Source organism: Massilia antarctica (assembly GCF_015689335.1).
GTDB lineage: Bacteria > Pseudomonadota > Gammaproteobacteria > Burkholderiales > Burkholderiaceae_D > Telluria_A > Telluria_A antarctica.
This window is the reverse complement of sequence record NZ_CP065053.1, coordinates 216,267-229,794: the sequence shown is the minus strand read 5'-3', so window position 1 is coordinate 229,794 and position 13,528 is coordinate 216,267. Positions and strand designations below refer to the sequence as shown.

Genomic DNA, 13,528 nt, shown 5'->3' with positions numbered 1-13,528 from the left:
GGATTATTCAGGTTCGCACTGGCGCAGTTCGTCCAGCGTGTTGATGTTGCGGAAGGCGGCGGCATCGTCGAAGCGCACGCGCGCCACCCTGATGGCGCCGTACCAGCCATCCATGCGGCGCCCGCCGCCGGCAAGGTAGGCTTCCAGCCGGGGCAGGGCGTTGGTCCGGACGAGGGCGAAGACGGGCTGCGGCTGGAGGCGCGGTACGCCATCCGGTCCAGCTTCTTCCGTTTCGGCCAGCGCCAGGTCGGCTCCTTCGGCATCGAGTGCCTGGCGCAGGCGCGCCACCAGGTCATGCGGCAGAAACGGCGAGTCGCAGGGCGCCGTGACCAGCAGCGGCGTGGCGCAGCGGGCCATGCCGGTGGCCAGCCCGGCCAGCGGACCCTCGAAACCGGTCAACTGGTCGGGCCACACGGGGACGCCGAAAGCGGCGTAAACATCGAGGTTCTGGTTGGCGTTGATGGCCAGCGCGCCGACCTGCGGCGCCAGGCGCCGCATCACATGCTCGGCCATGCTGGCGCCGCGAAAGGGCTGCAAGCCCTTGTCGACGTGGCCCATGCGAGTACCGCGTCCTCCGGCCAGAATCAGGCCGGTGATGTCTTCTTGTGGAGTCATTTAACCGCCGATGTACGACATTTCAACGCGTTTGCCGCCTCTTTCAATGCCGCTGGTGTTGATGGTACGGGTTTCGGAATAGCGGTCGGCGCGCACCTGCCACAGCGCGCCGATGGCGGCCGAGATCTCGGCGTCGCTGCGGCCTTCGCGCAGCAGGGCGCGCAGGTCGTGGCCACGGGTGGCGAACAGGCAGGTGTACAGCTTGCCCTCGGTCGACAGGCGCGCGCGCGAGCAATCCTTGCAGAAGGCCTGGGTGACGCTGGAGATCAGGCCGATTTCGCCGCCGCCGTCGGCATAGCGCCAGCGCGCGGCGGTCTCGCCGCTGTAGTTGGCCTGCTGCGGCACCAAAGGCATCTCGGCCGAGATGCGGCGCGCCACTTCCGCCGATGGGATCACTTCGGCCAGGTTCCAGCCGTTGGACGCGCCGACGTCCATGTATTCGATGAAGCGCAGGATGTAGGGGCTGCCCTTGAAGTGGCGCGCCATGGGGACGATTTCCTGGTCGTTCATGCCGGCCTTGACGACCATGTTGATCTTGATGGGCCCCAGGCCCACGGCGTGGGCGGCGTCGATCCCGGCCAGCACGTCGGCCACCGCGAAGTCGACATCGTTCATGCGCTTGAAGGTAGTGTCGTCGAGCGAGTCGAGCGACACCGTGACCCGGTTCAGGCCCGCATCCTTCAGGGACTGCGCTTTTTTCGCCAGCAGCGAGCCGTTGGTGGTGAGGGTGATGTCGAGCGGGCGGCCGCTCGGGGTGCGCAGGGCGCTGAGCATGCCGACCAGGCGTTCCAGGTTCTTGCGCAGCAGCGGTTCGCCACCGGTCAGGCGCAGCTTTTCCACGCCATGGGCGACGAACAGGGTCGCGATGCGGGTGATTTCCTCGAACGACAGCAGCGAGGCATGCGGCAGGTAGGCGTAGTCCTTGTCGAACACCTCCTTGGGCATGCAGTACACGCAGCGGAAATTGCAGCGGTCGGTGACGGAGATGCGCAGGTCGTGCAGGGGCCGCCCGAGCGCATCGGCCAGGAGACCGGTGGGCGCGTCGAGCCGCGCGGGGATTGCCGGCGGCGGCGCGCGGCCGTCGCTGAGCATGATAATTTTTTCAGCCATGCCGATACGATAGCACGAGGCCCGCGACGGCACAGGCGGCGAGCAGTTTGATGGTCCCCACCTTGAAGCGGAACAGCGCCACGCAGGCGGCCGCGCTGATGGCGATTGCCGCGATGTCGACCTGTCCGTGATGTACAAAGACGTGCTGGCCGAAGAACAGCGCCAGGCTGACGATTACGCCCACCACCGCCGCCGAGATGGCGGTCAGCGGCGCCGTCATGCGCACATTGTCGCGCGTCGCTTCCACCAGCGGGCCGCCGGCCAGGATGAACATGAACGAGGGCAGGAAGGTGAAGAAGGTGGCGACGCAGGCGCCGGCCACGCCGGCCAGCAGTACGCTGCCCGGGCCGAAAATCGTGTGGCTCCAGGCACCCACGAAGCCGACAAAGGCGACGATCATGATCAGGGGCCCTGGTGTGGTTTCGCCCAGCGCCAGGCCATCGATCATCTGGGATGCGGTCAGCCATTGATAGTGCTCGACGCCGCCCTGGTAGACATAGGGTAGCACGGCATAGGCTCCGCCGAAGGTCATCAGCGCGGCCTTGGTGAAGAACCAGCCCATCTGCGCCAGCGCGCCCGCCGCGCCGTAGCGCCATGCCAGCAGCAGCCACACGCCTGCGCCCAGCGCCAGGCCGCCAAGGGTCACGCGCGCCAGGCGCGGCCAGGTGAAGCGGGCATGCGCTGGTGTGGGAGTGTTGTCGTCGATGAGGGCGACGCCATACGAGGCGCGGCTGTCCGGATGCTGGCCGCCGACCTGGAAGTGCGCCGGCAGTACCCTGGCGCCGATAAAGCCGATGGTGGCCGCCGCCAGCACGATCAGCGGAAATGGCACTTCGGCCAGGGCGATGGCGAGGAAGGCGGCGACGGCGATGGCCAGCAGGGTGCGGTTTTTCAGGGTGCGTGAGCCGATGCGCCAGGCGGCCGCCAGCACCACGGCCACCACCGCCGGCTTGATGCCGTACAGGACGCCGGCGACCACGGGCAGGGTGCCGCAGGCCATGTAGATCCACGACAGCAGGATCAGGATCAGTAGCGAGGGCAGGAAGAACAGCAGGCCTGCCACGATGCCGCCGCGGGTCTTGTGCATCAGCCAGCCGATGTAGATGGCGAGCTGGGTCGCTTCGGGGCCGGGGAGCAGCATGCAGTAGTTGAGTGCGTGCAAAAAGCGCTGTTCGGAAATCCAGCGGCGCCGCTCGACCAGTTCGCTGTGCATCAGCGCGATCTGGCCGGCCGGCCCGCCAAAGCTGATGAAGCCGAGCTTGAGCCAATACCAGAAAGCCATGCGCAGGGTAACGGGAGCGGGGGCCATATCGGCTGGAATAGTCATCGTTCACTCAGGTTCAAAGGAAATACGCTGGTCTTTCACGTAAAAAAGGGGAAGCCTCGGCTTCCCCTTTTTTTGTTGCGCCCTGATTACTGGCGGCTGGTGTCTACCTGAACCAGCGGCTCATCGACTTGCGGCGGCAGCGGCTTGCGCTCGCGTGGCACGCGCACCGGTGGCGCTGCGCTGGCGGCCGCTTCCTGGGCTGCACGCAGCTTTTCAGGATCGGTGGCCGCCAGGGTCAGGCCGGCCGAACCGAGGATCTCGGCCAAGTCGGCAACCGGTGCGGCGGCAACTGGCACCGCTGCAACTGGCGCTGGTGCAGGCGGCGCTGGTGGCGCGACGGGGGCCGGGGCAGGTGCTGCGGCAGGTGTCGCCGCTGCTTCGACCGGCGCCGCTTCCTCAGTAGCCCTTGTTTCGGCAGCCGCAGCTTCCTCGGCAACCGGATCGGCAGGGGTGAACATCGTTGCCGGAACGATTTCTTCACGTACTGGAGCAACTACCGGAGCAACAACTGGAGCAACTTCCGGCGCTACTTCGACTGGTGCTGCGGCAACTACCTCGGCCACTGGAGCTGGCTCGGCAGGTGCCGGCGCCGCTTCCATTACCGGGGCCGGGGCCGGGGCTGGTGCAGCTTCGACTGGCGCAGGCGCTGGTGCTTCCACTGGTGCTTGCACCGGCGCTGGCGTCACCACGTATTCCGACACGGGCTCAGGTGCGGCTTCGGCTTCAGCTTGCGCAGCTTCCACCGCTGCTGCCTCGGCAACGACAGGCGGGGCCACGATAGGCCGGGCCACGACAGGCCGGGCCACGATAGGCTCGGCGGCGGCGAACACCGGCGCTTCTGCCTTCTCGAAGGACGGTGCATCCGCTGGCGCTGGTTCGACGGTGAAGCTGGCTTCGTTGACAACGTCGCCGTCTTCGCCGTCCATGCCATCGGCCTGGTCGCGGTCGCGGCGATTGCGGTTGCGACCGCCACGACGACGACGACGGCGCGGCTCATCGCCACCGGCTTCGACTTCGATTTCTTCACCGTTCGGGCCGATCGTGGTGATCATTTTCGGCGCGGCTGCTTCTTCATCGCCTTGCGGCACCACGACATTGACCACGAGCGCATCCGCCACGACCGGCGCGGCAGCCAGTTCGTCGGTTTTCGCTTCGGCTACCGGGGTGCGGTAGTCGGCGCGTTCGCGCGGTGGACGCGGTGCGCGCTCGGTGCGCTCACCACGTTCCGGACGCTCGCCACGCTCTGCGCGCTCGCCACGTTCGGCGCGCGCTGCCACCGGCGCGCCGGCGGCGTCGACTTGCGGCTCACGCGGCTCGCGCGGTGGACGTGGAGGACGCGGCGGACGGGCGGCCTTGTCGGCGTCGCCCGGCTTGCCTGCTTCTTCCAGTGCGGCTGGCTTGCCCGGCTCGCGCTCAGGGCGGCCGTCCGGCTTGCCGCCACGGGTACGGGCACGCGGGCCACGGCCGTTGCGGTCTTCGCGGCCGGCAGGCGCAGCGGCCGGCTTGGCCGGGGCGACTGGCGCCGGAGCGACGATGACGGGTGCTTCCTTCTTGAAGAAGAAGCCCATGATCTTGGCCAGGAAGCCTTCTTCCTCGGGCGCGGTCAGTACCGGTGCCTGGATTGGCGGGGCGACTGGCTTGAGCACTTCGGAACGGTCCACCATTGGGGCAGGCTGGTCCGGGGTAATGGTCTTGACGACGGCTTCCTGGCGCGGCTTGACTTCTTCCTTCTGGCGCTTGCTGTAAGCCATGTCGGTTTCCGCTTCTTCGGCCAGGTTGTAGCTGGCCTGGCTGTCTTCGAGGCGCGGATCGTCGTGCTTGATGCGTTCGAGTTTGTAGTGCGGCGTGTCCAGATGCTTGTTCGGGATCAGGATCACGCTGATGCGGTGGCGGTTCTCGATCTTGAGCACTTCGCCACGCTTTTCATTGAGCAGGAAAGCGGCAACGTCCACGGGAACCTGCACGTGGATGGTGGCCGAATTTTCCTTCATCGCTTCTTCCTGGATGATGCGCAGCACCTGCAGGGCGGACGATTCGGTATCGCGGATGTGGCCGGTGCCGGAGCAGCGCGGGCAGGTCACGTGCGAGCCTTCCGACAAGGAAGGACGCAGGCGCTGGCGCGACAGTTCCATCAGGCCGAAACGGGAAATTTTGCCCATCTGGACGCGTGCACGGTCGTGGTGCAGGGCATCCTTGAGGCGGGTTTCGACTTCGCGCTGGTTCTTCGCCACTTCCATGTCGATGAAGTCGATGACGATCAGGCCGCCAAGGTCGCGCAGGCGCAGCTGGCGTGCTACTTCTTCGGCCGCTTCGCAGTTGGTATTGAATGCGGTGGTTTCGATGTCGGAGCCGCGCGTGGCACGGGCCGAGTTGACGTCGACCGAGACGAGGGCTTCAGTGTGGTCGATGACGATGGCGCCGCCGGACGGCAGGGGCACGGTGCGCGAATACGCGGTTTCAATCTGGTGTTCGATCTGGAAGCGCGAAAACAGCGGTACATCGTCGCTGTAACGCTTGACCCGGTGGATCATGTCGGGCATCACGTGGCGCATGAACTGGTGCGCTTGTTCGTAGATATCGTCGGTATCGATCAGGATCTCGCCGATATCGGGCTGGAAGTAATCGCGGATCGCGCGGATCACGAGCGACGATTCCTGGTAGATCAGGAAAGCGCCGCTGGCCGACTTGCCGGCGCCTTCGATCGCGCGCCACAGTTGCATCAGGTAATTCAAGTCCCATTGCAGTTCTTCGACATTGCGGCCGATGCCGGCGGTGCGGGCAATCACCGACATGCCTTGCGGCAGGTCCAGCTTGTCCATCGTTTCGCGCAGTTCCTGGCGTTCTTCGCCTTCGACCCGGCGCGACACGCCGCCGCCGCGCGGATTGTTCGGCATCAGGACCAGATAACGGCCGGCCAGGGAAACGAAGGAGGTCAGGGCGGCGCCCTTGTTGCCGCGTTCTTCTTTTTCGACCTGGACCATGATTTCCTGGCCTTCGCGCAGCGCTTCCTTGACCGAAGCGGTACGGACGTCGACGCCTTCGCGGAAATAGGTGCGGGCGACTTCCTTGAATGGGAGGAAACCGTGGCGGTCTTCGCCGTAGCTGACGAAGCAAGCTTCGAGCGAGGGTTCGATCCGGGTAATCACGCCCTTGTAGATATTCGACTTGCGCTGTTCGCGACCGGCGGTTTCGATATCGATGTCGATCAGTTTCTGACCGTCGACAATCGCTACGCGCAGTTCTTCCTGCTGCGTAGCGTTAAACAACATGCGTTTCATTTTTATTGACTCCGCGACCCGGGGGCCGTTCTAGTGCCGCTCTGCGCTGGGCGCGGGGCGGCGAAAAGTACAGGGATGTACGCGGGAAGGGAAGTGGAGGGTGGGTATGCCTTTTCGCACGGCGCAGCAACGCAAAGCGTTACGGCCGCAACAGGGCGCAGTGGGGTCGATCGACATGCCGAGTGCACGCATCACCTGCAACTTAGCTGAAGCAGCCCCGGTGTGATCGGGGCACAGACAAAGCCAGGCGGTGAGCAAATCAGTGAGCCAAACCGTAGCCAGCGAACATACTAAGACTCGATACCAGGCTTAAACACCAGCCCTTATTCTCAAGCCTTCAGGATGAGGCTTACATCGGGTCGGGCGAAAACGACAAGCGTTATCGACGCCAACATCCGGCGAGCTGGCCCCGAGGGACAGCTCGCCAGTACTTATCCTTACAATTCCAAACAATCCATTCCGCAGCCTTGCGCGTTATCCGATTACAACAACGGTGCAACCTTGATTCGCGCCGGGATGTGCGTACACATTTTTTCCATCGAATTTGCAATTTGGCGGGGCCGATGGAGACGCCCCTGTGTAAAATATCGTTTTAATTCTTACACCAGCAGAGGTTTGACCGCCGCCTGTCGATTATATATTCAAAATGAAGGACTTAGAGAGAATTTCTGGGAAGACAGAGCAAATGAAGATGCAAAACGATGTTGTTCCCCCTTCATCACAGGCCCCCGTTCAAGCCCAATTTGTCACAATTACCGAAGAAGAAGCCGGACAGCGGATCGACAACTACTTGTTGCGGGTCTGTAAGGGCGTTCCGAAAAGCCATATTTACCGCATCCTGCGCTCCGGCGAGGTGCGGGTCAACAAGGGCCGGATCGACCAGTTGTACCGGCTCGAAAGCGGCGACGTGGTGCGCATTCCGCCGGTACGGGTGGCCGAGAAATCGACCGCCGTGGTGCCGGGCGCCGAGTTCCCTATCCTGTTCGAGGATGCGCACCTGCTCATCATCGACAAGCCTTGCGGGGTGGCGGTGCACGGCGGCTCGGGCGTGTCCTACGGCGTGATCGAACAGTTGCGCGCGGCCCGGCCCGATGCCAAGTTCCTGGAACTGGTGCACCGGCTCGACCGCGAAACCTCGGGCTTGCTGTTGCTGGCGAAGAAACGGTCGGCCCTGACCAACCTGCACGAGCAGATGCGCGACGGCCTGACCGACAAGCGCTACCTCACCATGGTGTACGGCGACTGGAAAAACGCGCGCCAGCACATCAAGCTGCCGCTGCACAAGTTCACCACGGCGGACGGCGAGCGCCGCGTCTGCGTGCAGGCGGGCGGCATGGAATCGCACACCGTGTTCAGCCTGCTGCGCAAGTTCGACAAGTTCGCCCTGCTCGAAGCCGAGCTGAAAACCGGGCGTACTCACCAGATTCGCGTTCATCTGGCATCGTCGGGCTTTCCCATCGTTGGCGATGACAAGTACGGCGATTTCGCGTTAAACCGGGTCTTGCTCAAAGCCGATGCCAGGCGCGGCGCGCTCAAGCGGATGTTCCTGCATGCGCACCAGATTACGTTTACCCATCCTGAAACCGGCAAGGACGTGACGATAAATGCACCGTTGCCCGCAGAATGCGAACGTTTCTTGGTAAGCTTGGGGAAACCGCTGAACTCAGCACCGCGCTAGTCTCGCGAGACCAGACCGCGTTGATCAATCCTGGAAGGAGCCGGCCGCCACAAGCGGCCGCAATACATGGCACGTAAGCAATTTGATCTGATCGTTTTCGACTGGGATGGAACCTTGATGGACAGCACGTCCACCATCGTCAAGTGCATCCAGGCCGCCGCCAAGGACCTCGGCTTGCCGATTCCGCGCGACGATGCCGCTTCGCACGTGATCGGCTTGGGCTTGCACGAAGCGATGCAGGCCGTGATGCCGAATATCGACCCCGCTTTCTACCCCCGCATGGTCGAGCGCTACCGTTTTCACTTTCTGTCGAAAGACCACGAACTGGTGCTGTTCGACGGCGTTCGCGAGATGTTGACCGAACTTTCGCAGGAAGCTTACTTTTTGGCGGTGGCTACCGGCAAGAGCCGGGTTGGCCTGAACCGTTCGCTCAACGCGGTCGGCCTGCTGTCCCTGTTCGACGCCACCCGTTGCGCCGATGAGACATTCTCCAAGCCGCATCCGGCCATGCTGCAGGAACTGACCCGGGAACTGGGCCAGGATCTGAAGCGTACCGTGATGATCGGCGATACCACCCACGATTTGCTGATGGCGAATAACGCCGGCGCGGCCGGGATTGCCGTGCAGTACGGTGCCCATCCGCACGAGCAGCTGAGCGCCTGCAATCCCCTCTACTCTGCCGAAACCGTGGCCCAGCTGCGCACCTGGCTGAGCGAGAACGCATGATGGCGGACCAGGCTGGCGGCGTGCTTGTCTGCGGTTCCGACCAGGTGCTCGAAGGCGGACGCGGCGTGCGGTTTGGCGTGCGCGCCTTCGGCGACAAGGCCACCGGCTTCGTGGTGCGTCACAGGGGAAAAGTGTATGCCTACCTGAACCGGTGCGCCCACGTTCCCATCGAGCTGGACTGGGCCGAAGGCGAGTTCTTCGAGTCGAGCGGCTTGTACCTGATGTGTTCGACCCACGGCGCCATCTATGTGCCGGAAAGCGGTTTTTGCGCGGGCGGACCGTGCAAGGGCGGCCGCCTGCGCCCGATCGGGGTGCGCGAGGAAGACGGGCAGATTTACTGGCAACCCGACGAGTTCATCAAGCCGCCCGCGGCGTGACGATGCAGTACCGACACCCTATTACGTAAAGCGATTTATGAGCGACAACACTTTCGGCGAATCCAAGGAAACTACGCCGGCAGCAGCACCGGCAGCGGCAGCGGCACCGACCATGGGCAACTGGGAACGCGACACCTTGGAAAAGCTGGTTTTTGCCACGGTGCGCGAACAGCGCGCCACGCGCCGCTGGGGCATTTTCTTCAAGATGACATTTCTGGGGCTGGCGTTTTTCGGGCTGTGGGCGTTTTTCGATTTCGATTTCACTGGTTCCGATGGCGAGGCGCTGGGGCGCCATACCGCGCTGATTGAAATCGAGGGCAGCATCGAATCGGACGGCAGCGGCTCGGCCGACGTGGTGATTCCATCCTTGAACAAGGCGTTTGCCGATGCCGGTTCGGTGGCGGTGGTCCTGCGCATTAACAGCCCGGGCGGCAGTCCGGTCCAGGCGGGCAATATCGTCGATGAAATCCTGCGCCTGAAACAAGCGTATCCCAACAAGCCGGTGTACGTGGTGGTCGATGAAATCTGCGCCTCCGGCGGCTATTATATTGCCGCCGCCGCCGACAAGATCTTTGTGAACAAGGCCAGCATCGTCGGATCGGTCGGTGTGCTGATGGACGGTTTCGGCTTTACCGGCACCATGGAGAAACTCGGAGTCGAGCGGCGTTTGCTGACGGCGGGGGAAAACAAAGGCTTCCTCGACCCTTTCAGCCCGCAGTCCGACAAGCACAAGGCGCATGCCCAGGCCATGCTCAACGAGATTCACCAGCAATTCATTTCCGTGGTGCGCACCGGGCGCGGCAAGCGCCTGAAAGAGACGCCGGAGACCTTCTCCGGCCTGTTCTGGAGTGGCGCCAAGGCAGTCGAAATGGGCCTGGCCGACGGCTTCGGCACGGTCGAGACGACGGCGCGCGACGTGGTCAAGGCGGAAGATATTGTCGACTACACGGCGCATGAAGGTTTGCCGGAGCGGGTGCTGAAAAAATTCGGCGCGTCGGTCGGCGCGGGGATGGTCAACACCCTGGGGCCATCGGCACGGCCAGCGTTGCGTTAACCGCGCCGGCAAATATTTTCCTTGAAAGTTCGGGCAGGTGTTCTATATTAGACCTGTAGTTCTTTCCACGGGAGGCCGATATAAAAAGTAAAGCGTGTGTTGGCAGCATATTGTTTGAAATGAACTACTAACCGCATCATGATGCGGCATAGAGAGAATTACAATTCCTCGCATGAAGTCCTCTTTTGGGGACATGGAAACGGCGGCGTAAAGCCGTCGTTTTCCATCCACCCGATGTTATTCCCACCGTTGTCCATTCCGCCATCTTATCGATAGGCGATCGCCTGGCCGGATGGCTTGGACGGCGCCGTCGGCGAATCCCGCGACGACTAACTCAGCATGGGTAATTTCTTTCCAGGGACGCGCGGGCCGCGCCACCTGATGCCTGAAACCTAAGCCGTCATGACAATGCCGTACGAGGCATCGTTGGCACAGGCGCCGGCGCGCACCGGCAGTCGCGGCGACTGGCGCACCGCCACAGGCTGTTCCTCGCCCAGCAAGCTCACCATTGCCGGCATGTCCAGGCCGTTGATCGCGGCCTGAAAGCGGCGGATCAGCTCGCGGCAGAGCTTGTCGCCGGCCGGCGCTTCGGCTTGGTCCTCGCGCAGGCGGCGCCGCGCGCGTGCCAGATATTGGCGTGCATTCACGGTATTTGTGCCGAGCGCCGCCGCAATACCGGCATGGTCGCGTTCGAACACCTCATGCAGGATCAATGCCATGCGCTCGGACGGCGACAGGCAGGCCAGCAAGCGGGCCAGCGCCTCGCCCAGTTCGGCGCGCCGCAGCAAGCCCTGTTCCGGCGGCGCGGGGGCCACATCGGGCACCAGTTCCAGGGCGGCGCGCGCGGCCAGGGTAGCGCGGGCGCGTTGGCGCAGGCAGTCGATCGACTGGTGCCGCACCACAGTGGTCAGCCAGGCCGCCGGCGTTGCCAGCGCCGCCTGTTCGGCGTCTTGCCATTTCAGAAAACAGTCCTGCACGATATCCTCGGCTTCCGCCGCGCTGCCGACGATGCGGCGGCTGATCGCTTGCAGGCGCGGCCGGAGCTGTTCGAACAAGGCGCCGTCGGTATCGGTCGTGTGCGGCATCGGGAATCTCCTGTGAGGGTGCGGGTGCCACATGACGCCCGGCACGGCCCGGATGTGACAGGCCAGCGATCTTTTTTTTTCTTGTCACACGGCGCCGGGCCGGAGCGTCAAGCGGGCAGAATCGACTCAGCGATTCAACTCTACCGCGAAAGAACGCTTATGACTTCGAATTTTCCAATGGGGCTCGGCCTGGTGCCCACCGTGATCGAACAAACAGGACGCGGCGAGCGCGCCTTCGACATTTACTCGCGCCTGCTGAAAGAAAGGGTGATTTTCCTGGTGGGCGAGGTGACCGAACAATCGGCCAACCTGATCGTCGCCCAATTGCTGTTCCTGGAATCGGACAATCCCGACAAGGATATTTCGCTCTACATCAATTCGCCGGGCGGCTCCGTGTATGCCGGCATGGCCGTCTACGACACGATGCAGTTCATCAAACCGGACGTGTCGACCCTGTGCACGGGGTTTGCCGCCAGCATGGGCTCCTTCCTGCTGGCGGCGGGCGCGATCGGCAAGCGCTACGCCTTGCCCAATGCCCGCCTGATGATCCACCAGCCGCACGGCGGGTCGCAAGGGGTGGCCGCCGACATCGAGATCCAGGCGCGCGAGGTGCTGTACCTGCGTCACCGCCTCAACACCCTCTATGCCGAACGCACCGGACAAACCTTGGCGCAAATCGAGAAGGATTCGGACCGCGACCATTACATGTCGGCCCAGGAAGGGGCGCAATACGGCCTGATCGACGAGGTGCTGGCGACGCGCCAAGGTAGTTGAAGCGACCTGTGTCCGGCCGATCGCCATGACGGGAGGCTGGCGGCGGCCGGTCCGCGATGGCGGTTATCGGCGCAGCGGGGCATCCGCATCGGGCCGGACCGCGGGCCTGCCGGCGCGCTCAAGGGTGGCGGGCGGGAGCCTGCCGACCCGGATTAATCGATGCAGGCGTCGCGGCTGTCGGCGTCGACCGTGCGCAGGCGTTCCGCCCTGCGTTGCGCACTGTCGACATCCAGGGCGGGCGCGCCGGCGCAATCGGCACTGCTGGCGTGCGCCGTATCGTCATCGAAACCCTGTCCGAAACCACCCTGGCTGAGCCATTCCTGGAAGCCATTGTTGGCCTGCGCATACCAGCGCGCCTGCGGCGACACGCGCACCATGCCCGGTACCAGCATGCGTGGCAGGTGGATGCCGCCGGTCCAGCGCGCTATCGCATCCCGCGTCGTCTCCAGCGCCGACTGGGCCAGCGGATTGTCTGGAAGATTGTCGGCGGCCGATTCCAGGAAGTCGGCGGTATTCAATTGCGTGGCGGCGGAAGTAATGGTGCGCATCCTGGTCCTCATCATGTTGGCCTATTCAATTATCCTAGTGTTACAGTAAGCATCCGCAGGTGGCGTTAGGCCGATTCCTACTGAAGTTTCAGTTTAACAAGCCGGTTCTTGCTATTCTTGATCTGTGTCAAAGATGCGTGAGGGCTCTTCCTTAACGCGCCACCACACGGGTAGTTATCCTACAAAGCACTCAGCGCATTCCTATCCGCTCATGAGCGCATCTGGTAAAGTCTCGCCCATGAGTAAATTATCCCTGGACCGCATCCTGCAATCGCAGGGTTTCGGCACACGCAAATATTGCCGCGCCCTGATTGAAGACGGCGAAGTCGTCATCAATGGCGCCCCCTACACCGACTACAAGACCGCCATCGACACCGATGGGCTGGTCATGACGATCTTCGACGATGAATGGGTGTACCGCGAACATGTGTATATCGCGCTGCACAAACCGGTCAATGTCGAGTGTTCGCGCAAGCCGAGCCATCATCCCGGCGTGCTGACCTTGCTGCCGGAACAATTCACTTGGCGCGACGTGCAGCCGGTCGGCCGGCTCGACCACGACACCACCGGCATGCTGCTGATGTCGGACGACGGCCCGTTTATCCACACCCAATCGTCGCCGAAGCGACACATCCCCAAGATATATCAGGCCACCACCCAAGACCCCGTGACGCCTGAACTGATTGCGCAACTTCTGTCCGGCGTCAAACTGCATGACGAGCCGGCGCCGCTGGCGGCGCTCAGCTGTGTCCAGCGCGGCGAGCACCAGCTCGAAATCGTGCTGGAACAAGGCAAATACCATCAGGTCAAACGCATGCTCGCCGCTGCCGGCAACCATTGCGGCGCCCTGCACCGGTCCGCCATCGGCCAGCTGACCCTGGAATCCTTGGGCCTGGCCGAAGGCGAGTGGTGCTATCTGGACCAGGCGAAGCTGGACTTGCTGGTGCCGGCTTGAA

General features: G+C 63.4%; 12 protein-coding genes. 6 read left to right on the top strand and 6 right to left on the bottom strand.

Annotated features, from left to right (window positions below; translation table 11 throughout):
• Positions 1 to 3: 3 nt before the first annotated feature.
• From mobA to IV454_RS01025, 4 genes are all read right to left on the bottom strand, one after another.
• Positions 4 to 615 (bottom strand): molybdenum cofactor guanylyltransferase MobA, encoded by a 612-nt coding sequence (gene mobA / locus IV454_RS01040; protein ID WP_206089804.1) that lies wholly within the window; start codon positions 613 to 615, stop codon positions 4 to 6.
• A complete protein-coding gene (gene moaA, locus IV454_RS01035; protein ID WP_206089803.1) occupies positions 616 to 1,725 on the bottom strand; it encodes a GTP 3',8-cyclase MoaA in 1,110 nt (369 codons plus the stop codon).
• On the bottom strand, positions 1,718 to 3,052 hold the full coding sequence (gene chrA / locus IV454_RS01030) for a chromate efflux transporter (protein ID WP_206089802.1): 1,335 nt from the start codon (positions 3,050 to 3,052) through the stop codon (positions 1,718 to 1,720). The genes moaA and chrA overlap by 8 nt, the downstream gene beginning before the upstream one ends.
• Positions 3,053 to 3,138: 86 nt before the next feature.
• Positions 3,139 to 6,330 (bottom strand): Rne/Rng family ribonuclease, encoded by a 3,192-nt coding sequence (locus IV454_RS01025; RefSeq protein ID WP_206089801.1) that lies wholly within the window; start codon positions 6,328 to 6,330, stop codon positions 3,139 to 3,141.
• 685 nt (positions 6,331 to 7,015) lie between these two features.
• On the opposite strand from IV454_RS01025, the gene IV454_RS01020 reads away from it, so the two are divergent.
• From IV454_RS01020 to IV454_RS01005, 4 genes are all read left to right on the top strand, one after another.
• Positions 7,016 to 8,008 carry an RluA family pseudouridine synthase gene (locus IV454_RS01020; RefSeq protein WP_206089800.1) on the top strand — a complete coding sequence of 331 codons (993 nt, stop codon included), beginning with the start codon at positions 7,016 to 7,018 and terminating at the stop codon, positions 8,006 to 8,008.
• 66 nt (positions 8,009 to 8,074) lie between these two features.
• A complete protein-coding gene (locus IV454_RS01015) occupies positions 8,075 to 8,734 on the top strand; it encodes an HAD-IA family hydrolase (RefSeq protein ID WP_206089799.1) in 660 nt (219 codons plus the stop codon).
• Complete coding sequence (locus IV454_RS01010) at positions 8,731 to 9,111, top strand: Rieske (2Fe-2S) protein (protein ID WP_229521986.1); 381 nt, start codon at positions 8,731 to 8,733, stop codon at positions 9,109 to 9,111. The genes IV454_RS01015 and IV454_RS01010 overlap by 4 nt, the downstream gene beginning before the upstream one ends.
• Before the next feature lie 37 nt (positions 9,112 to 9,148).
• Positions 9,149 to 10,165 (top strand): S49 family peptidase, encoded by a 1,017-nt coding sequence (locus IV454_RS01005; RefSeq protein WP_206089798.1) that lies wholly within the window; start codon positions 9,149 to 9,151, stop codon positions 10,163 to 10,165.
• Positions 10,166 to 10,557: 392 nt separating this feature from the next.
• Here IV454_RS01005 and IV454_RS01000 read toward each other — a convergent pair whose 3' ends face one another.
• Positions 10,558 to 11,250 carry a sigma-70 family RNA polymerase sigma factor gene (locus IV454_RS01000; RefSeq protein ID WP_206089797.1) on the bottom strand — a complete coding sequence of 231 codons (693 nt, stop codon included), beginning with the start codon at positions 11,248 to 11,250 and terminating at the stop codon, positions 10,558 to 10,560.
• A 159-nt stretch (positions 11,251 to 11,409) separates the two neighbouring features.
• Between IV454_RS01000 and clpP the strand changes: the two genes are divergently transcribed.
• Positions 11,410 to 12,024: an ATP-dependent Clp endopeptidase proteolytic subunit ClpP gene (gene clpP / locus IV454_RS00995; protein WP_229521984.1), complete on the top strand. Its 615-nt coding sequence runs from the start codon at positions 11,410 to 11,412 to the stop codon at positions 12,022 to 12,024.
• A gap of 152 nt (positions 12,025 to 12,176) precedes the next feature.
• On the opposite strand, the gene IV454_RS00990 is transcribed toward clpP, so the two are convergent.
• Positions 12,177 to 12,572: a hypothetical protein gene (locus IV454_RS00990; protein ID WP_206089796.1), complete on the bottom strand. Its 396-nt coding sequence runs from the start codon at positions 12,570 to 12,572 to the stop codon at positions 12,177 to 12,179.
• A gap of 238 nt (positions 12,573 to 12,810) precedes the next feature.
• Here IV454_RS00990 and IV454_RS00985 point away from each other — a divergent pair, with 238 nt between their 5' ends.
• Positions 12,811 to 13,527, top strand: coding sequence for a pseudouridine synthase (locus IV454_RS00985; RefSeq protein WP_206089795.1), 717 nt, complete (start codon positions 12,811 to 12,813; stop codon positions 13,525 to 13,527).
• The last annotated feature ends 1 nt before the right edge of the window (position 13,528 follow it).